This window comes from Streptomyces sp. ID05-26A, assembly GCF_033794685.1.
In the GTDB taxonomy this organism is placed as follows: Bacteria; Actinomycetota; Actinomycetes; order Mycobacteriales; family Pseudonocardiaceae; genus Lentzea.
The window spans coordinates 89654-110458 of the sequence record NZ_JARAYZ010000004.1; the positions used below are offsets into that span (position 1 = coordinate 89654).

Annotated in this window: 19 protein-coding genes; 7 read left to right on the forward strand and 12 right to left on the reverse strand. The window is 70.1% G+C overall.

What is annotated here, in order from left to right:
• Positions 1-22 precede the first annotated feature (22 nt).
• The 3 genes from PV646_RS31600 to PV646_RS31610 form a co-directional block, all read right to left on the reverse strand.
• The gene (locus tag PV646_RS31600) at positions 23-1342 is read right to left on the reverse strand and encodes an NlpC/P60 family protein (RefSeq protein WP_500345958.1); all 1320 of its coding nucleotides are present in this window, start codon (positions 1340-1342) and stop codon (positions 23-25) included.
• Between the two features lie 157 nt (positions 1343-1499).
• Complete coding sequence (locus PV646_RS31605) at positions 1500-3014, reverse strand: class I adenylate-forming enzyme family protein (RefSeq protein ID WP_500345959.1); 1515 nt, start codon at positions 3012-3014, stop codon at positions 1500-1502.
• 10 nt (positions 3015-3024) lie between these two features.
• Positions 3025-3834 (reverse strand): SIR2 family NAD-dependent protein deacylase, encoded by an 810-nt coding sequence (locus tag PV646_RS31610; protein ID WP_500345960.1) that lies wholly within the window; start codon positions 3832-3834, stop codon positions 3025-3027.
• A gap of 17 nt (positions 3835-3851) precedes the next feature.
• On the opposite strand from PV646_RS31610, the gene PV646_RS31615 reads away from it, so the two are divergent.
• The 3 genes from PV646_RS31615 (at position 3852) to PV646_RS31625 (ending at position 7201) form a co-directional block, all read left to right on the forward strand.
• Complete coding sequence (locus PV646_RS31615; RefSeq protein WP_452251062.1) at positions 3852-4304, forward strand: hypothetical protein; 453 nt, start codon at positions 3852-3854, stop codon at positions 4302-4304.
• Entirely contained in the window at positions 4301-5815 is a 1515-nt protein-coding gene (locus PV646_RS31620; RefSeq protein WP_500345961.1) for a hypothetical protein, read from the forward strand. Before PV646_RS31615 ends, PV646_RS31620 begins: the two co-directional genes overlap by 4 nt.
• 84 nt (positions 5816-5899) lie before the next feature.
• Entirely contained in the window at positions 5900-7201 is a 1302-nt protein-coding gene (locus PV646_RS31625) for an FAD-dependent monooxygenase (protein WP_500345962.1), read from the forward strand.
• On the opposite strand, the gene PV646_RS31630 is transcribed toward PV646_RS31625, so the two are convergent.
• Genes PV646_RS31630 through PV646_RS31640 form a run of 3 tightly spaced genes read right to left on the reverse strand, consistent with a single transcriptional unit; the run spans position 7121 to position 11531 of the window.
• A complete protein-coding gene (locus PV646_RS31630) occupies positions 7121-10171 on the reverse strand; it encodes an AfsR/SARP family transcriptional regulator (RefSeq protein WP_500345963.1) in 3051 nt (1016 codons plus the stop codon). The two genes, PV646_RS31625 and PV646_RS31630, sit on opposite strands and share 81 nt — an antisense overlap.
• The gene (locus tag PV646_RS31635; protein ID WP_500345964.1) at positions 10171-10803 is read right to left on the reverse strand and encodes a hypothetical protein; all 633 of its coding nucleotides are present in this window, start codon (positions 10801-10803) and stop codon (positions 10171-10173) included. The genes PV646_RS31630 and PV646_RS31635 overlap by 1 nt, the downstream gene beginning before the upstream one ends.
• Positions 10800-11531: an ATP-binding cassette domain-containing protein gene (locus PV646_RS31640; protein WP_500345965.1), complete on the reverse strand. Its 732-nt coding sequence runs from the start codon at positions 11529-11531 to the stop codon at positions 10800-10802. Before PV646_RS31640 ends, PV646_RS31635 begins: the two co-directional genes overlap by 4 nt.
• Between PV646_RS31640 and PV646_RS31645 the strand changes: the two genes are divergently transcribed.
• A complete protein-coding gene (locus tag PV646_RS31645; protein WP_500345966.1) occupies positions 11530-11937 on the forward strand; it encodes a hypothetical protein in 408 nt (135 codons plus the stop codon). The genes PV646_RS31640 and PV646_RS31645 overlap by 2 nt on opposite strands.
• Here PV646_RS31645 and PV646_RS31650 read toward each other — a convergent pair.
• The gene (locus tag PV646_RS31650; protein ID WP_500345967.1) at positions 11924-12586 is read right to left on the reverse strand and encodes an alpha/beta fold hydrolase; all 663 of its coding nucleotides are present in this window, start codon (positions 12584-12586) and stop codon (positions 11924-11926) included. The genes PV646_RS31645 and PV646_RS31650 overlap by 14 nt on opposite strands.
• A gap of 75 nt (positions 12587-12661) precedes the next feature.
• On the opposite strand from PV646_RS31650, the gene PV646_RS31655 reads away from it, so the two are divergent.
• The 3 genes from PV646_RS31655 (at position 12662) to PV646_RS31665 (ending at position 16998) form a co-directional block, all read left to right on the forward strand.
• Positions 12662-13504, forward strand: coding sequence for a cupin domain-containing protein (locus tag PV646_RS31655; protein WP_500345968.1), 843 nt, complete (start codon positions 12662-12664; stop codon positions 13502-13504).
• Between the two features lie 131 nt (positions 13505-13635).
• On the forward strand, positions 13636-16452 hold the full coding sequence (locus PV646_RS31660) for an aconitate hydratase (protein WP_500345969.1): 2817 nt from the start codon (positions 13636-13638) through the stop codon (positions 16450-16452).
• Between the two features lie 120 nt (positions 16453-16572).
• A complete protein-coding gene (locus PV646_RS31665) occupies positions 16573-16998 on the forward strand; it encodes a DUF1761 domain-containing protein (RefSeq protein ID WP_500345970.1) in 426 nt (141 codons plus the stop codon).
• On the opposite strand, the gene PV646_RS31670 is transcribed toward PV646_RS31665, so the two are convergent.
• The 5 genes from PV646_RS31670 to ribD are packed head-to-tail and all read right to left on the reverse strand — an operon-like array spanning position 16995 to position 20797.
• The gene (locus PV646_RS31670; RefSeq protein WP_500345971.1) at positions 16995-17432 is read right to left on the reverse strand and encodes a PH domain-containing protein; all 438 of its coding nucleotides are present in this window, start codon (positions 17430-17432) and stop codon (positions 16995-16997) included. The two genes, PV646_RS31665 and PV646_RS31670, sit on opposite strands and share 4 nt — an antisense overlap.
• A complete protein-coding gene (gene ribH / locus PV646_RS31675; RefSeq protein ID WP_500345972.1) occupies positions 17432-17929 on the reverse strand; it encodes a 6,7-dimethyl-8-ribityllumazine synthase in 498 nt (165 codons plus the stop codon). The genes PV646_RS31670 and ribH overlap by 1 nt, the downstream gene beginning before the upstream one ends.
• Complete coding sequence (locus PV646_RS31680) at positions 17926-19188, reverse strand: bifunctional 3,4-dihydroxy-2-butanone-4-phosphate synthase/GTP cyclohydrolase II (RefSeq protein WP_500345973.1); 1263 nt, start codon at positions 19186-19188, stop codon at positions 17926-17928. The genes ribH and PV646_RS31680 overlap by 4 nt, the downstream gene beginning before the upstream one ends.
• The gene (locus tag PV646_RS31685; protein ID WP_452251048.1) at positions 19185-19805 is read right to left on the reverse strand and encodes a riboflavin synthase; all 621 of its coding nucleotides are present in this window, start codon (positions 19803-19805) and stop codon (positions 19185-19187) included. Before PV646_RS31685 ends, PV646_RS31680 begins: the two co-directional genes overlap by 4 nt.
• An 8-nt stretch (positions 19806-19813) precedes the next feature.
• On the reverse strand, positions 19814-20797 hold the full coding sequence (ribD, locus tag PV646_RS31690; RefSeq protein ID WP_500346505.1) for a bifunctional diaminohydroxyphosphoribosylaminopyrimidine deaminase/5-amino-6-(5-phosphoribosylamino)uracil reductase RibD: 984 nt from the start codon (positions 20795-20797) through the stop codon (positions 19814-19816).
• Positions 20798-20805: the final 8 nt, after the last annotated feature.

Consider the following 20805-nt stretch of genomic DNA (forward strand, 5'->3'; position numbering starts at 1 on the left):
CCTCGCTGATGTCCTGCGGAACTCACAGCATGCGAGTGACGTACGGCATGATGCCGCCGTACCGCACCGGCGAGATGCGCACCACGGCACCGGAATGCGGCGCTTCCACCATCATCCCGCCGCCCAGGTACAACGCCACGTGCGTGCCGCCGCCCGGTCCCCAGAAGATCATGTCGCCGGGGGCCATCTGCGACAACGGCACCTTGCGGCCGGAGTTGTACTGGTAGCCGCTGTAGTGCGGCAGGTACACGCCGACCGCGGCGAAGGCGTACATCATCAGGCCCGAGCAGTCGAAGCCGATCTTGCGCCAGTCGCCGTACGAGTCGGCGACACCGCCGTCGCGCACGCCGTACGTCGGGCCGTAGTGGTTGCCGCCACCCCACGCGTAGATGACACCGCGCTGCGCCAGCGCCCGGTTGATCACCGTCTGCACGCGGTTGCCGGACGGCGCGGGCGCCGACGCGGCCGGCCGGGGTGCCTGGGGCCTCGGTGCGGACTGGGCGGCCTGAGCTGCGGCTGCCGCGGCGGCGCGACGGGCGTTCTCCTCGTCCTCGCGCCTCTTCGCCTCGGTCCACTGGTCGTACTGCTGGCGTTGCGCTTCGAGTCCGTTGACCGCGCCGCGCGCGGAGGCGAGCTCACGTTCGACGGCGTCCTTGTTGGACTGCAGTTCCTGGGTGGCGGCTGCCTGCGAGGAGTGCGCGTCGACGGCCACCTGCTGGGCCTGCTCGGCGACCTTCTTGGCCTCGTCGGCGGCCGCCTGCTTGGTCTCGGCCTTCTTGAGCGCGGCACGGGCGGCGGAGTCGAGGTTGGCCGCGGTGCCCTGATCGCGGGTGACCTGGTCGAGCCGGTTCAGGCTGGACGCCGACACCGCCTCCAGCATCTGGGCGCGGGCCAGCAGGTCCTCGGGCGACTTGGCGCCGATGTACGCGGAGAACGACCCGACCGTGGTGCCCTGCGCGTAGGAGGCCGCCGCGAACTCGTCGAGCTCCAGGCGGCTCTTCTCCACGGCGGCTGAGGCCGCGTCGGCCTCGACCCTCGCGTTGGTGGCGTCACGACGGGCGGCCTCGGCCTCGGAGATCGCGGTCTCCAGGTCGACACGGGCCTTGTTGGCGAGCTCGCGCTTGTACGAGACGTCGTCGAGCAGCTCCTGCAGGCGTGACTCGGCCTGCGTGAGCCGCCCGGTCAGCTCGCCCACGCGCGCTGCCTTCGCGTCCGCTTCCGCTCGTGACGCCGAGATCTCCGCGTCGCTGGGGTTCGGCGGCGGAGGCGGCACGGCGGCGGCCGTTCCAGTGAGGACGGCCGTCATCAACACCGCGACGACGGCGGAGAGTCGTGTCAGCACGGGACATCACCTCCGACCGCATTAGACCAATCAGACGCATCCGGCGCATCAGGAACTAACGCACCGTCAACCACTCGTGTCACAGTGGAACACGGGCGGTGGTCCTTTTGGGACGATCGGAGTCCGGCGTGTCGCCGGTATGGACTAGTCGGCTCTTCTAGTTCACGCCGCGGTCCCGGCCTGCCCAGTAGGGCTCGCGGAGCTTGAACTTCTGGATCTTGCCGGTCGCCGTGCGCGGGATCGAGTCGCGGAACTCGATCGACGTCGGCGCCTTGTAGCCGGCGAGCCGCTCCTTGCAGTGCTTGATCAGCTCGGCCTCGGTGGCCTCACCGGAGAGCACCACGAGCGCCTTGATCGTTTCACCCCACTTCTCGTGGGGCACGCCGATGACCGCGACCTCGGCGACCGCCGGGTGCGAGAACAGGCAGTCCTCGACCTCGATGGACGAGACGTTCTCGCCGCCGGTGATGATCACGTCCTTCTTGCGGTCCGAGATGGTCAGGTGGCCGTCCTCGTCGAAGAAGCCGCCGTCACCGGTGTGGAACCAGCCGTCCTCGATGGCGTCCGCGGTGGACTCCGGGTTGTCCCAGTAGCCCTCCATCACGACGTTCGAGCGGGCCATCACCTCGCCGTTCTCGGAGATCCGCAGCTGCGCGCCCAACGCCGGCGCGCCCGCCCGTGACTGCTTCTTCGCCTTCTCCTCACCCTGCGGCCCTGGCTGGGCACGGTTGAAGGTGAGCAGCGGCGCCGTCTCGGTCAGGCCGTAGATCTGCAGGAACTCCCACCCGAGCTCTTCGGTGACACGCTGGATCGTGCGCGAGGGCGGCGGCGCACCAGCGCACACGATCCGTACGGTGTCACGGCCGGGGATTTCGCCGTCCCACGTCTGCGCGGCGTCCAGCACGGCGTTCCACACCGCCGGTGCACCGCACATGAGCGTGACGCCGTGGTCACGCACACGGCGCAGGATCTCGGCGCCGTCGACCTTGCGCAGCACCACCTGTGGCACACCGAGGCCCGCGAGCCCGAAGGGCATTCCCCAGCCGTTGCAGTGGAACATCGGCAGCACGTGCATGTACACGTCGCCCTCCCACGCACGTGTGTGCATGGCGAACGTGACCGCGTTGAGCCAGATGTTGCGGTGCGTCAGTTGCACGCCCTTGGGCCGCGCAGTCGTTCCGGACGTGTAGTTGATCGTGGCCGTCGCGTCCTCCGAGGGCGCGCTCCACGGCCGTGGCTCCACATCGAACCGGAGCAGCGACTCCGACTCCTCGCCGAGCGTGAACCGGTGGCGTGCCACGACGTCGTCCAGTTCCAGCTCGGGGTCGACGAACAACGCCGTGGCGCCGCTGTGTTCGACGATGTACTTCACCTCGTCGGGGCGCAGGCGGAAGTTCACCGGCACGCAGATCCGCCCACTGCCGGGCAGCGCGTGCAGCAGTTCCAGCATCCGCGCGGAGTTGTGGCTGACGACGGCGACCCGTTCGCCCTCGCCGACGCCGAGTGCGTCGAACCCGGCCTGCCACGCGCGCACGCGGGTCATCATCTCCGCGTACGTCGTCGTCGCGACCGGCTTCGCGGGCTGGTCCGGTTCGTCGATGGTCGCCGTCGTCGCCGCGAACGCGAACGACGCCCGGTCCAGGAAGTCCGTGGTGATCAGCGGTACGCGCATGGGCCCGACCCTACGACCAGGTGCTCGGATCTCCCCAGGACGAGAATCGGCCTCCCCCGGATGGAGGAACGGAGCTGAGGTCCGGAAGCACGTCTCCAACAGGTTCGTGCAGTACAACGGCGGCCACGGAGTCGTACGGCGTCGGTTCGGCGTTGCAGATGATGACCTGCGCACCGGCCTTGGCCGCCAACGGCACGAGGCCTGCCGCGGGCTGCACCGCCAACGATGTTCCCGCCACCAGCAGCACGTCGCAATCCAGGGCGGCGAGCCGGGCGCGCCGCAGCACCTCGGCGTCGAGGTGCTGCCCGAACGAGATCGTGGCGGACTTGAGGATTCCCCCGCACCGCTGGCAGTCCGGCTCCTCCTCGCCCTCGGCCACGCGCTTCAACGCGTCGCGCATGGGGCCCGTGGCACCGCATCCGAGGCACACGGTGGTGTGCAGGGTGCCGTGCAGTTCCAGCACCCGATGGGGATCGGAGCCCGCCTTCTGGTGCAGGCCGTCGATGTTCTGCGTGATGACGGTGCGCAACCGGCCGGACCGTTCCAGTTCCACGAGGGCCTTGTGCGCGGCGTTCGGCTTGGCCGTCCACACGGGACTGCCGAGTTTCGTCTGCCAGGAGAGCCTGCGCAGCCCGGGATCGGCGAGGTAGTCCTCCAGCGACGACCCGCGCCCGGCGTCCGCGTCACGGGTCCACAACCCGTCGGGGCCGCGGAAGTCGGGGATGCCCGAATCCGTGGAGACCCCGGCCCCCGTCAGCACCGTGATCCGGTGAGCGGACGCGACCAGCTCTCGTGCCGCTGTGCACGCCTGGGAGGCCATCGGTTCACACTAGACGGGTGCGCAGCGCTGTGGGAGCCGCGATCGCGGCAGTGGGCTTGGTCACGACCATCGCCGGGACTTTCCTTCCCTGGCTCAAATCAGGATCGACCACGAGAGACAGTTACGAAGTGCTCTCGCTCCGTGATCTCGCCGGGTTGGACGGGGTGGCGGGCACCGTCGTGACGTCGGTCTGGGTCGGATTGACGCCTCTCGCGATGGTCACGATCGCGCTGTACGTGGTCCGATTTCCACGAATTGCCGCGTGCGTTGGCATTCTCTTTGGCACGATCGGGGGAACCGTGGCCCTAGTTGCCACAGTCCAAGGGGGAAGCAAGGGCTCGTTGGTCGGAATCTCCACCTCCGGACCAGTCACGACCCTTGCCGGTGCCGTACTGACGATCGTGGGGGCGATCACGGTGCTCACCTCGACCAGGCGCAGCGCAGTGAGAACCTCAGGAGGGAACCCGTGAGCTACCCAGGTGGTGGCGGCGGCCAGTGGCAGCCGCAGAACAACCCGTACGGGCAGCAGCCCCAGCAGGGCGGCTACCAGCAGCAGCCCCAGCAGCCGGGTGGCTACCCGCAGCAGCCGGGCGGTCACCCCCAGCAGGGCGGATACCCCCAGCAGGGTGGATACCCGCAGACCGGGCCGCAGGGGTTCCCCCAGCAGGGATTCCCGCAGACGGGTCCGCAGGGCTTCCCGCAGCAGGGCTTCGACCAGCAGCCCTACGGCTACGCGCCGATGGGAGGCGAGCCGCCCAAGAAGAAGCGCACGGGCCTGGTCGTCACGGCCGTGGTCGCCGTGTTGCTGCTGATCGGCGGCGGTGTCACGTTCTTCGCGCTGCAGAAGGCCGACCCCGGTTCGAACGCGGGCCAGGACAACCCGGCCGTCGCGGCGAAGAACCTGGTCGAGCAGCTCGGCAGCGGTGACGTCGTCGGCATCATGGCCTCGCTCGCGCCCGCCGAGGCCGCGTTGTCGAAGGACTACATGGAGTCGATGACGAAGGAGATGAAGCGTCTCGAGATCCTGAAGCCCGACGCCGACCCGAACAAGCTGACGGGCGTCGAGTTCAAGAGCGAGAACATCAAGTTCGACGAGGCCGCGGCCGAGAAGATCAACGACCACCTCACCATCAACAAGCTGGTCGAGGGCAAGATCACGATCACCTCGGACGCCTCGAAGGTCCCGCTCACCGACAAGCTCGTCGAGGCGCTCGGTGACGACCTGAACCTGACGTCGTCGAAGTCCGAGACCCTCGACATCACCGCCGAGGTGAAGAAGCGCGGCACGCCGATCGGCATCGCGTCGATCAAGGTGGGCGACAAGTGGTACCCGAGCGCCTTCTACACGATCGCGAACGCGGTCCTGGAGGAGGACAAGAAGAAGTGGCCCGCGCAGGGCATCGCGCCGCAGGGCGCGAGCTCGGCCGAGGACGCCGCGAAGCAGATGGTGAACGCCGCGCTCGACGCCGACCTGACGAAGGTCATCGCGCTGCTGCCGCCCGACGAGGCCGGTGTGCTGCAGGACCTCGGCCCGTTGCTGCTGAAGGAGGCCGGCACGCAGAAGCCGACCGGCGCCAAGCTCAACGCGCTGGAGACCGACGTCAAGGACGTCACCGGCGGCAAGCAGGTCACGGTCAAGAAGCTGTCGGTCACCGCCGAGGGCGAGACGGTGACGATCACCCGCGAGGGTGACTGCTACGCGGCCGAGGTGCCCGGCCAGGGCAACCAGAAGCTGTGCGCGGACGAGATCACGCAGCTCCTGCAGCAGCAGGGCGGCAAGAAGATCCCCGCCGAGGCCGTCGAGATCATCGGCCGGGTGGCCGGGTCGATCATGAAGACCGGTGTCGGCGTCGTCTCCACCGAGGTCGACGGCAAGTGGTACGTCAGCCCGGTCCGCTCCTACTACGAGCTGGCCCTGACGCTGTTCCGCGGCTTCGAGCCGAAGGACGTCGACGCGCTGATCGAGCTGCTCAAGAAGTAGGTTCCCGCAGGTCGCACGAGGCCCTGTCACCCGCAACAGCGCGGTGACAGGGCCTTGGCAGTTCCGGGGGCGAGTGTTGCCCCCATGGACACCCAGGTTCTGATCATCGGCGCCGGCCCGACCGGACTCACCCTCGCCCTCGACCTCGCCCGCCGCGGCGTCCCGTTCCGGATCGTCGACGCCTCGCCCGCGCCGTTCGCCGGGTCGCGCGGCAAGGGCCTGCAGCCCCGCAGCATGGAGGTCTTCCACGACCTGGGCGTGATCGAGCAGGTGCTGGCGGCCGGCCGGCTCGATCTGACGATGCGCGCCTACAACGGCCGCGAGGTGGTGCGGGAGTGGGACGTGCACGAGGGCCGCCACCCCACCGCCGAGCGACCGTACGCGCGCACGATGCTCATCGCGCAGTTCCGGGTCGAGCAGATCCTGCGCGCGGCGCTCCCCCGGCCCGTCGAGTACGGGATGCCGCTGACCTCGTTCACGCAAGATGACTCGGGTGTCACGGCGGTGGTCGGCCCGGAGACGGTGCGCGCCAAGTACCTCGTCGGTTGTGATGGCGGAAAGTCGTTCGTGCGCAAGGAACTCGGCGTGTCGTTCGTCGGCGAGACCCACGAGGACATGCGGATGCTCGTCGGCGACCTGCGGATCTCGGGCCTCGACCGCGACCACTGGCACCAGTGGGGTGGCCGCGCCGACAGGTGGCTCGCTCTGTGCCCGTTGCCCGACACTGACCTCTTCCAGTTCCAGGCGACCGGCGACGGCGAACCGTCGCTGGAGCTGTACCGGGAGATCGTCCGCGAACGCACCGGCCGCGACGACGTCGTCGTGCACGACGCGACGTGGATGTCGTTGTACCGCATGAACGTCCGCATGGTGGACAGGTTCCGCGCCGGCCGGGTGTTCCTCGCGGGCGACGCGGCGCACGTCCACTCCCCCGCCGGGGCGCAGGGCATGAACACCGGCATCCAGGACGCCTACAACCTGGGCTGGAAGCTCGCGATGGAGACGTTGCTCGACACCTACGAGTCGGAGCGCAAGCCCGTCGCGGAGTGGTTGCTGGGCATGACGACCGCGATCATGACGTCCGGCACCCCGTTCGAGAAGCGCGACGACGAAACGTTGCAGCTCTCGCTCTCGTACCGCACCGAGGACGGGCCGGGTCTGCGGGCCGGCGACCGCATGCCCGACGGCGTCACCGAGCAGGGCCGGATCTTCGACCTGCTGCGCGGCCCCGACTTCGTGACGCTCGACTTCCCCGACGGCCCGGTGCTGGTGCGCCCGGACGGCTACGTCGCCGCGATCGGCAGGTCAGCGATCGACGCCTACTTCGGCGCGAACCCGGTCACGCAGCTGCACCACCGCCGGGTCGCTGCTCGGACCGCCGCGTAGCCGTTCCGCCTCGTCCAGGGCCTCCCTCGCACGGCGGGGGTCGCCCTGGGCCGCCAGCCAGTCCGCGTACTGCTCCAGCACGAGCGCGCGTGCGGGCCCGTCCGCGCTCTGCTCGACGGTCGCCAGCGCCTTCCGGTGCTCCGCGCCCGCCTCGTCCAGCCTGCCAAGTCGCGTCAGCGCCAGCCCGAGCGCGGCGTGGACGGTCGCCCGGAACTGACTGGACGGAACGCCCGCGGCCGTGTCGAGCGCGGCCCGGTACAACGCCACGGCCTCCTCGAAGTCGCCGCTGAAGTACGCCACCTCACCGTGCGCCTGCGCGATCCGCCCCTGGTCGAGATCGACCTGCGACGCGGCCATCCGCGCCAGTTCGTCGCGTGCCCCGGCGAGGTCACCGATCCGAATCTTGATGCGCGCCGTCTGCACCAGCACCGACATCGGCACGAGCATCGCCTCCGGCTCCCCGAGCTGCTCCGCGACCTCCCGGGCCTCCGACACCGCCCGGAACCCCTCGGCGAACGCACCGCGGTTCACGAGCACCATGACCAGGCACGACAGCCCGAACACCACGGCCCACCGATCACCGACCGCCCGGAACCGCTCCAACGCCCGCCGGTACTCGGCCTCGGCCCTCGGCGCCGCCCCGTCGCTGAACTCCCCGGCCACCACACCGCGGATCAGCGACGAGAACGCCCGCATCCACTCGTCGGACGACCTCTCCAGCTGCTCGGCGAGCCGATCGAGCCGCCCACCCAGCTCGGCCTCGCCCCACACCCGACCACTGGTCAGCATCAACGCGCACAGAGCCGTGGGAACGTCCTCGTCCCACAACCGCTCCGCCGCGACCATGGCGTCCGGCGTGCCGAGCGACAGGAGCACCTCCGACAGCGGATCGTCCGGCGTCAACGGCGCCCACCGCCGGATCTCCTCGAACCGCTTGGTCATCACCAGCCAGTGCCACGTGCGCGCGCCCATCATCCGCCGCGCAATCCCGGCGTCGTGCCCGACCGCCCACGCCTGCGCCGCGTCGAGGTTGGCCCGCTCCACGTCGAAGACCGCGAGCGCCTCCAACTGCCGCGGCCCGCGCAACAACGGCTCGTTCCGCTCGGCCAGCTCCACGTAGTAGGCGGCGTGCGCGGCGGGATCGGTCTGGTTCTGGTCCGCGGCGTACTCGCGCACCGTCTCCAGCAGGCGGTAGCGCTCGCCTGTGCGGACGACCAGCGACTTCTCGACGAGGGCGGCCAGCAGGTCCTCGGTGTCCCAGAGGTCCTGATCTTGTCGGACCTGCTGAGTACGGTGAGATGTAGGGGTTCCCAGCTCGGGGGTACCCCTGCGTGAGCCTGCCTCGCCCGGATTCTCGGCGTGGGACGCGCGCACGGGTGCGGTGGAAGTCTCCGAATCCCCGGCCTGAGACGCACGCACGGGTGCGGCGGCCGTCCCCGAATCCCCGGCCTGGACACCAGGGGCCGAAGAATCCCTCTCGACGCCTTCCGGCCACCGCTGCACGCCTTGCGACGCAAGCGCTCCCGCCTCGGGCACCCCCCGGCGCGAGCCCGCCTCGCCAGCAAGCGCTCCCGCCTCGGGCACACCCCGGTGCGAACCCTCCCCGCACACGAAGTGCACCGCCGCCGCAGTCGCCCCGCCCGCGAACACCGCCAGCCGCGCCAGCAGCACCCGCTCGGCGTCGTCCAGCAGCTCCCAGCTCCAGTCGATCACCGCCCGCAGCGTCCGGTGCCGTGCCGGCCCGGTCCGCGCGCCGCGGTCGAGCAGCCGCAGCCGGCTGTCCACTCGCGACTCCAGCTGTGCCGCCGACAGCGACCGCGCCCGTGCCGCCGCGAGTTCCAGCGCCAGCGGAATCCCGTCCAGCGCGGCACAGACCCGCCGCGCCACGTCGGGATCGAACACCGATCCGACCCGCGCCGAGAACAACCGGACGGCGTGGTCGAGGTCCAGCGGCGCCACCGGGCACACGACCTCGCCCGGGATCCCCAACGGCTCGCGCGACGTCGCCAGCACGCGCGCGTCCGGCGCCTCGGCCAGCAGCCGTTCGCACAGGGCAGCGGCCGCGTCCACGACGTGCTCGCAGTTGTCGAGCACCACCAGCGACGACCCGAGGCGCGAGAACAGAGGCGCTGCCAACGGGTTCGGGCCCAGGGCAGCGTCCAGCGCCGCAAGTGGTTCGGCCGTCGAGTCCAGCTCGACGAACCACGCTTGCGGTACGGAGGCGGCATGCGTCAGCGCGAGACGTGTCTTGCCCACGCCGCCGAACCCGGTCAGCGTCACCAACCGGTTGTCGCGCAACAACGAGGCCAGCGCGACCAGGTCCGCGTCACGCCCGACGAACGACCCGACCGGAGCCGGCAGATTCCCGCGCGCGACGCGTTCGCGCAGCACCGTCAGGTGGGCGGCAGCCAGCGCCTCACCGGGGTCGACGCCCAGTTCGTCCGCCAGAGCCGTGCGAACGCGCGCGAACACCGCCAGCGCGTCCGACCGCCGTCCGGCGGCGTTCAGCGCCAGCATCAGCCGGGCCTGCACGTCCTCGCGCAACGGGTGCGCGGCCGCCAGCGCCTCCAGCCCCGCGAGGTCGTCGCGCAGCAACGCCAGCCGCACGGCCTCGTCCACCGCGAACGGTGCCTCCTCGAACGCCGCACCACGCCACAGCGAGGCGTCCCGCGTCCGCGCGAAGGCCTCGACGTCGGTCGACGCCTCCAGCCGGTATCCCGACGCGTGCGACGAGACCACGGCGGCACCGAGCACCCGCCGCAGCCGCGACACGAGCGACTGCAACGCCGCGACGCCGTCCACCGGCGGCTCGTCCGGCCACAGGTCCGCGATCAGCCGGTCCGGCGCGACGACGGATCCAGGTTCCATCGCCAGCCTGATCAGCAACCACCGCAGCCGCTTGCCGCGCACCTCGACCGGTGCGCCGTCCGCGGCCACGACCCGCAGCGGGCCGAGCACGTCGACCCGCATCAGGCCCGCCGCACCCCAGCCACCACCGCGGCGGCCACGAGCACGACGCCGACCGCCACCGTCCCCAGCAAGGACAGCGACACCCGGTTGTGCCCCAGCGCGTCCAGCACCCACCCGAGCGGGGTGGACCGGCCGAGCGGATACGTCAGCACCACCACCGAGAACACCGCCAGCACGGTGCGCCCGATGGAGTCGAAGACAGGGCGGGCGAACAGCAGGCCCACACCGACGCCGAGCAACGCACACCCAGTATGCGCCGCGAGTCCGACAAGAAAATCGCCGAGCGTGTACGGGTGCGGGTTCGTCACCACCGGCCACACCGCCGCCAGCAACGCCATCGCCAGCGCGAACAGCACCGAGACCAGCGCCGCCGCGGTCAGCACCCGCGACCAGCCACCGGCGGCCACCACGGTGATCTCGCGCCGCACCACGTCCTCGGACGTCGCCACCACGACGGCCATCCACGCCGCGATCGGGTAGAGCAACGCCGACGAGCCCGAGTACGCCTCCAGCGGCTGCCCGGCGTCGGACGAGAACAACATCCCCATCACGCCGAGGAACACCAGCAGCGGCGCCAGATACCGTTGCCCGCGAAAGACGTCGGCCGCGAGGTACCGGACGAGGGAGATCACCGCACACCCCGCACCGAACACCCGAGCCGCAACGCCTCCGCCAGCACCTGATCGCTGCTTTCCGGCTCCACGACCACCCGCACCGACGACCCGCGAGCCTGCACGGATCGCACGCCCTCCAACGCTTCCAACGCGTCGAGCGCCGCGACCCGGCTGAGATCGATCGTCACGTGCCCTCCGGCGAGGTCGACGCGCGTGGCCGACGCGAGGTGTCCCTCGTGATCGGACACCAGCGCCGTCCGTCCCTCCAGCAACGACACCAGCTCTTCGGAGGCCGTGGCGTCGAGACCGGTCCACGGTTCGTCGAGCACCAGCACGTCCGAAGCCAGGAAAGCCTGTGCCAGCGCGACTTTCTGCGCATTGCCCTTGGACAGCTCGGACATCGGCGCCGTCATCGAGCCGACGAAACCCAGCCTTTCCAGCACATCCCCCGCGCCGACCTCGCGAATCCGGCCCATGTGCGCCAAATACGCCGAAGCGGACATCTTCACGTCCGACGGAAACCGCTCGGGTACATAACCGACCGACGCAGGCCGCGAGACACGTCCGGACGTCGGCTTCAGCACCCCGGCGGCGATCTTGAGCAACGTCGACTTGCCGGTGCCGTTCGCGCCGGTCAGCACGGTCAGGCCGGACACCTCCAGGGTGAGATCGCGCAGCACCCACGGCCCGCGCCCGTACCGCTTCGAAACCTTGTCGAGGAGCACCACGCCAAGATAACCACCCATGACACCGCTTCCGCTCGCTTTGGCGTGCATCTGGCTGGGCATGGTGCTGGCGATCTCGATCGAGGCACCGCTGAAGTTCCGTGCGCCCGGCATCACGCTGCCGCTGGGACTCGGCATCGGCCGGCTCGTGTTCCGCGCCCTGAACTCGGCGGAGATCGTGCTCGCGGCCGCCACCGCGATCACGTTCGCGCTCGTGCCGCGCCCGGCGGCCGCGACCGCGTTGCTGATCGCGCTCGCCGTGACGCTGGCCGTGCAGGTGACGGTGCTGCGGCCCCGCCTCGAAACCAGGGCCGAGGTCATCATCGCGGGCGAGACACCGCCGAAGTCCCGCACGCACGTCGTCTACATCGCACTGGAAGGCGTCAAGGTGCTGATGCTGATCGCGTTCGCGATCATCCTGCTGTGATCAGCTCGGCCAGGTGAGCGGGCCGCGCCAGGAACGGCGAGTGCGAACCCGGCAACACCAGCGCGCCGTGCGCCCTGAGCCGGTCCGCGAACGGCGCCGGGAAGGCCACGTCGTCCGCGCACACGATCGACGTCGTGGACACGGTCTGCCAGGCCGCCGCCGTCACCTGGTCCTCGAACGACCGGGCGCTCTGCGGCCGCAACCGCCCGGCCGCCCACGACGCCAAGTCGTCCGGCAGGTCGGCGAACAGCAGGTCGCGGGCGGGTTCGGGCACGTCCAGCAGCGTCGTGCCCGGCTCGTACCAGGGCCCGCCCAGCGGGGAGACCACGGACTCGCCGGGCTCCAGCAGGTGCGCGGCCAGGTAGACGAGACGATCAGCGGCCTGGGCGGCCTCACCGACCGGGACGCCGGCGTACGAGTGGGCCAGCACGGTCACCCGTCCGGTCAGCGCGGCGATCGCCTCCCGCACCACCTCGGCGTCCTCGCGCACCCCGGCGGCCGGGGATCCCGAAGCGCTCGGCAGGTCGACCACCGACGGCGTCCAGCCGCGCGCCTCCAGTTCGGGAACGAGCAGGTCCCAGCACCAAGCGCCGTGCCACGCGCCGTGCACGAGCAACAGGTTCCCGCGGTCCATCACGATCTCCTTCATCCGTTTGGACCTACGCTAACCACGCAAGATCAGCAGCCACCGTCGTCAGAGTCCGCCGTTGTGTCGGGAGAGTCCGTGCTCGTGCAGATCCTGTCGGCGCTGAGCGTGAACTGGGCCGTCGCCACTCCCCTGCACGCGGGCGGACGGTGGGCGATGCACTTCGTCGGACGGCTGGACCTGCGAGTGGAGGTCGTGGTCCAGGGCCGTGTGCACGTCACGGTGGCAGGGCAGGGCTTCTGGGCCGAGCAGGGCGACTGCTACGTCATCGCGGGACGACGGCCGTACCGCATCGCCGCGAACCCGGACACACCGTCGGTGTTCGCCGCTCCCTACTACGAGGACGCGCACGGCACACCGCGCGACAAGGCGGAGATCGGCGAAGGCCACGACACGACGTTGCTCGGCGCCGGCTTCACCTGTGCACCGGAGGACGCCCGGCTCCTCGGCGTCCTGCCGCCCGTGATCCACGTACGCGCCGGCGCGGCCGGGGCGACCATCGAGCTCATCAGGAGCGAGATCGACGGCGGCGGGCTGATCCTCGACCGCCTCTGCCAGGTTCTCCTGCTCCAGGTCCTGCGCGACCACACGACGGACGAGGACCCGCAGCTCGAACGGGCGCTGAAGGCCATGCACGACGATCTGCGGCACCCGTGGACGATCAGTGAGCTGGCGGGCGTCGCGGCGATGTCGCGGTCGACGTTCTTCCTGCGCTTCAGGGAGTCCACGGGCATGACACCGCTCGACCACCTGTTCCACCTGCGCATGCGGCACGCCGCCCACGCGCTGCGGGACACCACCGGCACCGTCGGTTCGATCGCCACCGCCTCCGGCTATCGCACCGAAAGCGCGTTCGGCGCCGCGTTCAAGAGGTTCACGGGGCGCACACCCGGCGAGTACAGGAACGGGGTAGTGACTTAGGGCAACCTGGCTTGAACCGGCTTACAGGACAAGCGTACTGTTTGGGGTCGAGGGGCAGCCGTCGACCGCTTGAGGAAGACTTGTCCCATCCCGAACTGACCACCGCGCTGTCACCAGTTATGGAGTTGCACGTGACTGCACCAGCTAGCAAGGACAGCTTCGGCGCCCGCGGCACGCTCAACGTCGGCGACGCCTCGTACGAGGTGTTCCGGCTGAGCGCCGTGGAGGGCGCCGAGCGTCTTCCGTTCAGCCTGAAGATCCTGCTGGAGAACCTGCTGCGGACCGAGGACGGCGCGAACATCACCGCCGACCACGTGCGCGCTCTCGCCAACTGGGACCCGGCCGCCGAGCCCAGCACCGAGATCCAGTTCACGCCGGCCCGCGTCGTGATGCAGGACTTCACCGGTGTCCCCTGTGTCGTCGACCTCGCCACCATGCGCGAGGCCGTCACCCAGCTCGGCGGCGACGCCGAGAAGGTGAACCCGCTCGCGCCCGCCGAGCTCGTGATCGACCACTCGGTCATCGCCGACATCTTCGGCCGCCCGGACGCGTTCGAGCTGAACGTCGACCTGGAGTACGAGCGCAACCGCGAGCGCTACCAGTTCCTGCGCTGGGGCCAGACCGCGTTCGACGAGTTCAAGGTCGTCCCGCCCGGCACCGGCATCGTGCACCAGGTCAACATCGAGCACCTGGCCCGCGTCGTCATGGTCCGCAACGGCCAGGCGTACCCGGACACGCTGGTCGGCACCGACTCGCACACCACGATGGTCAACGGCATCGGCGTGCTGGGCTGGGGAGTCGGCGGCATCGAGGCCGAGGCCGCGATGCTCGGCCAGCCGGTCTCCATGCTGATCCCGCGGGTCGTGGGCTTCAAGCTCTCCGGTGAGCTGCCCCCCGGCGCCACCGCGACCGACCTCGTGCTCACGATCACCGAGATGCTGCGCAAGCAGGGTGTCGTCGGCAAGTTCGTCGAGTTCTACGGCGAGGGCGTCAGCGCCGTGCCGCTGGCGAACCGCGCCACGATCGGCAACATGTCGCCGGAGTTCGGCTCCACGGTCGGCATCTTCCCGATCGACGGCGAGACCATCGACTACCTGCGCCTGACCGGCCGTTCCGAGGAGCAGATCGCGCTCGTCGAGGCCTACGCCAAGGAGCAGGGCCTCTGGCACGACGCGTCCCGCGAGCCGGTGTTCTCCGAGACGCTGGAGCTCGACCTGGCGACGGTCGTCCCGTCCATCGCCGGCCCGAAGCGCCCGCAGGACCGCATCGAGCTGACGAACTCCAAGGAAGCGTTCCGGCAGGCCCTGGGCGCCTATGTCGCGCACACCGACTCCCCGGCGCTGTCCGGCGTGGACGAGGCCGTCGACGAGACGTTCCCGGCCAGCGACCCGGTCGCCGTGCACGAGGGCGAGAACGGCTCCGGCACGCCGAAGGTCTTCCAGTCCGCCGCCGAAGGTGCCACCGGCCGCGTCTCGAACCCGATCAAGGTCACCCTCGACGGCAACGAGTTCGAGCTGGACCACGGCGCCGTCGCGATCGCCGCGATCACGTCGTGCACCAACACCTCGAACCCGTCCGTGATGCTCGGCGCGGCCCTGCTCGCGAAGAAGGCCGTCGAGCGCGGCCTCGAGCGCAAGCCGTGGGTCAAGACGACCCTGGCGCCGGGCTCGAAGGTCGTCATGGACTACTACGAGCGCGCCGGCCTCATGCCGTACCTGGAGAAGCTCGGCTTCCACCTGGTCGGCTACGGCTGCACCACCTGCATCGGCAACTCGGGCCCGCTGCAGGAGGAGATCTCGGCGGGCGTGCAGGAAGGCGACCTCGCGGTCGTCTCGGTGCTCTCCGGCAACCGCAACTTCGAGGGCCGGATCAACCCGGACATCAAGATGAACTACCTCGCGTCGCCGCCGCTCGTCGTGGCGTACGCGCTGGCCGGTTCGATGGACAAGGACATCACCACCGAGCCCCTCGGCTTCGACACCGACGGCAAGCCGGTGTACCTCTCCGAGATCTGGCCGACGCCGGCCGAGATCGCCGAGGTCATCTCGACCTCGATCTCCGCGGAGGGCTTCACCAAGGGCTACAAGAACGTGTTCTCCGGTGACGAGCGCTGGCAGTCGCTGCCGACGCCGACCGGCAACACGTTCGAGTGGGACAGCGAGTCCACCTACGTGCGCAAGCCCCCGTACTTCGAGGGCATGGAGATGGAGCCGAAGCCGGTCACCGACATCGCGGGCGCTCGCGTCCTCGCGCTGCTGGGCGACTCGGTCACCACGGACCACATCTCCCCCGCCGGTTCGATCAAGGCCGACTCGCCCGCGGGCAAGTACCTGACCGAGCACGGCGTGGAGCGCAAGGACTTCAACTCCTACGGCTCCCGTCGTGGCAACCACGAGGTGATGATCCGCGGCACGTTCGCGAACATCCGCCTGCGCAACCTGCTGCTCGACGACGTCCAGGGCGGCTTCACCCGCGACTTCCTGGCCGACGGCGCCCCGCAGACCACCATCTACGACGCCTCGGTGTCGTACGCGGAGGCGGGCGTCCCGCTCGTCGTGCTGGCGGGCAAGGAGTACGGCTCCGGTTCGTCGCGCGACTGGGCGGCCAAGGGCACCTCGCTGCTCGGCGTCCGCGCCGTCATCGCCGAGTCCTACGAGCGCATCCACCGCTCGAACCTGATCGGCATGGGCGTCGTGCCGCTGCAGTTCCCGCAGGGCGACACCGCGTCGTCGCTGGGCCTGGACGGCACCGAGACGTTCGACTTCACCGGTCTCACGGAGCTCAACAACGGCATCACGCCGTCCACGGTGCACGTCGTCGCCACGAAGACGGACGGCTCGAAGGTCGAGTTCGACGCGGTCGTCCGCATCGACACGCCCGGTGAGGCCGACTACTACCGCAACGGCGGCATCATGCAGTACGTGCTGCGCAAGATGGTCCGCAGCTAGTCAGTTCTGACGAAAGGGCCGTCCACCGCTGCGTGGGCGGCCCTTTCGCCGTCAATGCACTCGTAACGGTCAGCGGGCGCCTCGCGATGCCAAGTCACCCTGATCATTGCGGAGACCCTCATGAGCTTGACCGTGCTCGGCGACCTGAACTGGTTGGCCGTCGTCGTCGCCACGATCGCGTACTTCGCGCTGGGCATGGTGTGGTACGCGGAGTACGCCTTCGGCAGGGCCTGGCAACGCGCGTCCGGGCAGGACCTGAGCCCGCCGGAGAACACCAGCGCGGCCGTCTACGCCATCCCGCTGCTCACGTGCTTCGTCATCACGCTCGCGACCGCGATGATCGGCAACGCCTCAGGCACCGACAACATCATGGAAGGCATCCTGCTGGGGCTCGTCGTCGGCGTCGGCATCGCTCTGCCCGTCAGAATGGTGACGGGTTCCTACGACATGACGAAGCCCGCCCCGGTCACCTTCGCGGCCATCGGAGCGGGCTATCACGTCGTCGGACTCACCCTCGCGGGCGCGATCCTCGGTCAGTGGACTTAGATCCGTGCTGCCTTGTGCAGTTCACGCAACGCGCGCACGGACGACACGGCGTACTCACGATCCACGGCCTGCACGGCCATCACCGAGATGTACTCGTCCTCCGGCAGCTCCAGCCGGGCCCACGCGGCACCGTCCGGGAAGCTGACCGACAGCACGTCGTTCCAGTCGAAGTGGTGCGACGTCACGACGTTGCGCACGTCGACACCCGTGGCGTCGGCCGTGACGCGCGGACGCGTCAGCAGCAGCACACCGCCCGCCAGCAGGAAGCCCAGAAAGATCATGGCGACCTGGTCGGACGTCCGGAAGATCACGCCGGTCGGCGTGTTGCCGAGCAGCAGGCCCACGACCGTGAACACCACGACGAGGCCGACCGCGCACGCCCACGCGACGCGCCGGATCTTCTTGGGACGCAGGACGATCGCTTCCGCCGTCATCATTCGAAACCCCGCTCGGTCCAGGGCTGGCGCAGGCCGCGCAGCACCAGTGCCGTGTCGATGGCGGCGACGGTCGCCTCGTACCCCTTGTCCTCCACCGACTCCGGCAGCCCGGCGCGGGCCAGGGCCTGCTCCTCGGTGTTGGTCGTCAGCACGCCGTTGCCCACCGGTGTGGACTCGTCGAGCGCGACGCGCGTGAGGCCGTCCGTCACCGAGTCGCACACGTACTCGAAGTGCGGGGTGCCACCGCGGATGACCACGCCGAGCGCGACCACCGCGTCGTGGTGACGCGCCAGTTCCTGCACCACAACGGGAAGCTCGATCGCCCCCGCCACGCGCACGACGGTCGTGTCGACGCAGCCGGCGTCCTGCGCGGCCTGCAGGGCACGCGAGACGAGCTGGTCGGTGATCTTGGTGTGCCACCGCGTCGCCGCGATGGCGACGCTCAGGCCCTTGCCGTCGAGCGTGGTCTGCTCCGGACGGCCCTCGCCGCTCATTCCTTGTCCTCCGTTGCGGAAACAACGGCCTCGTACTGCTCGAGCTGAGACAGTTCGTGGCCCATGCGGTCACGCTTGGTGCGCAGGTACCGCAGGTTCTCCGGGTTCGGGGAGATCGGCAGCGGTACCCGGTCGAGCACCCGCAGACCGTATCCGGCCTCCAGTCCGACGCGCTTGGCCGGGTTGTTCGTCAGCAGCCGCATGGACTTGATGCCGAGCTCCACGAGGATCTGCGCCCCCGTGCCGTAGTCACGCGCGTCGGCGGGCAGGCCCTGCACGAGGTTCGCGTCCACGGTGTCCGCGCCCTGGTCCTGCAGCTGGTACGCCTGCAGCTTGTGCATCAGGCCGATGCCGCGGCCCTCATGACCGCGCATGTACAGCACGACACCACGGCCTTGCGCCGCAACGGCTTCCAGCGCCGCGTCGAGCTGCGGGCCGCAGTCGCAGCGCAACGAGCCGAGCACGTCGCCGGTGAGGCACTCGGAGTGCACGCGCACCAGCACGTCCTCACCGTCGCCGATCTCGCCGTACACCATCGCGACGTGCTCGATGCCGTCGAGCAGGCTGTCGTAGCCGTACGCGGTGAACACGCCGTGCGCGGTCGGGATGCGGGCCTCGGCGGCGCGCACGACCTGGGTCTCGACCCGGCGGCGGTACGCGATGAGGTCGGCGATCGTGATCAGCGCGAGGTCGTGGTCGGCCGCGAAGACCTCCAGCTCGTCGCGGCGCGCCATGTCGCCCTCGTCCTTCTGCGACACGATCTCGCAGAGCACGCCGGCGGGCGAGAGCCCGGCCAGCCGCGACAGGTCGACGGCGGCCTCGGTGTGACCCGGACGGCGCAGCACGCCACCGGCCTTGGCGCGCAGCGGAACGACGTGGCCGGGACGGTTGAAGTCGCTGGCCTTCGCGGTCGGGTCGGCGAGCAACCGGATCGTGCGGGCGCGGTCCGCGGCCGAGATGCCGGTGCTGACGCCCTCACGCGCGTCGACCGTGACCGTGTAGGCGGTGCCGCGCGCGTCCTGGTTCGTGTGGAACATCGGCGGCAGGTCGAGGCGCTCGCAGTCGGCCTCGGTCAGCGGCACGCAGATGTACCCGGACGTGTAGCGGACCATGAACGCGATCAGCTCGGGCGTCGCCTTCTCGGCGGCGAAGATCAGGTCGCCCTCGTTCTCCCTGTCCTCGTCGTCGACGACGACCACGGGCCGTCCGGCGGCGATGTCCTTGATCGCGCGCTCGATGTCGGCGAAGTCGGTGCTCACTGGGCCTCCTCGCCCGCGATGGCCCGCAGGTGCGGGATCGCCAGTCGTTCAACGTACTTCGCCAGCACGTCGACCTCCAGGTTCACCAGGTCGCCGGGCAGACGTCGCCCGAGCGTGGTGAGGTCAAGGGTCGTCGGGATGAGGCTCACGGTGAACTGGTCCTCGGAGACGGTCACGACCGTCAGCGAGACACCGTCGACCGTGATGGAGCCCTTCTCCACGACGTAACGGGAGAGGCTGGGCGGGAGTCCGATGTGGACCATCTCCCAGTGCTCCGCCTTCTCCCGCGCGAGAATCGAGCCGGTGCCGTCGACGTGGCCCTGCACGATGTGGCCGCCGAGGCGCTGGCCGACCGCGGCCGCGCGCTCCAGGTTGACCCGGTCGCCCGCGGCGACCTTGGCGAGACTGCTGCGGTTGAGGGTCTCGCGCATCACGTCGGCGGTGAACGCGCCGTCCTCCACCTCCACGACGGTGAGACAGACGCCGTTCACCGCGATGGAGTCGCCGTGCTTCGCGTCGCTGGTGACGATCGGCCCGGCGATGCGGATCCGTGCCGCGTCCGGCAGGTCCTCCGTCGCTACGACGTGGCCGAGTTCCTCGACGATCCCGGTGAACACCGCTCCTCCTAAGTGCGCGGAACCGCGCTGATCCGCAAGTCCGGTCCGCTCATGGTGACGTCTTCCACGGTCAGCCTCACAGCGTCCGTGATGGTTGACACGCCCGCGTCCAGCACCGCCGCGGGACCGTTCCCGAGCAGCGCCGGCGCGATGTAGGCGAGCACGCGGTCGACCCTGCCGGCGCGCCAGAACGCACCGGCGAGCGTCGGGCCGCCTTCCAGCAGCACGTCGACCACACCCCGTTCGGCGAGCGCCTTCAGGACGTCGTCCGGCTCGTGCGTGCGCAGGTGCAGCGCGGTGTGCTGGAGCTTCGCCCCGACCGGCAGGTCGCTCGTGCCCACGACCACGGGCAACGGCTGGCGTGGCAGCGGCATTCCCTCGGCGTCCCTGGCCGTCAGCGCCGGGTCGTCCAGCCTCACCGTGTTCATGCCGACGACGATCGCGTCGAGCTTGGCGCGCAGGTCGTGGACCTCCTTGCGGGAGGTCTCCGAACTGATCCACTGGCTGGTGCCGTCGCTCGCCGCGATCCGGCCGTCGAGCGAGGCCGCGTACTTCCACGTGACGTGCGGACGGCCCGTGCGCGCGTGGTGCAGCCACGCCCTGAGGGGGCCTCGGCTGACTTCCTGCTCCAGCAGGCCGCTCTCGACCGTGATGCCGGCGTCTTCGAGGACCTTCGCACCGCCCGCGGCCCTCGGGTTCGGGTCGCTCAGAGCGTGGAAGACGCGCTTGATGCCGGCTTCTCGCAACGCTTCGGTGCACGGCGGCGTACGGCCGTAGTGCGAACACGGCTCGAGGGTGACCACGGCCGTGCCGCCTCGTGCCTTCGCACCGGCGGCTTTGAGCGCCATGACCTCGGCGTGTGGCCCACCGACGGGCTGCGTGCCGCCGAAGCCGACCGCGTCGCCGTTCTCGTCGAGGATGACGCACCCGACCGGCGGGTTGGGGCTGGTTGTCCCCCGCACCCGCTCGCTCTCCGCGATGGCGAGCACCATCGCGTCCT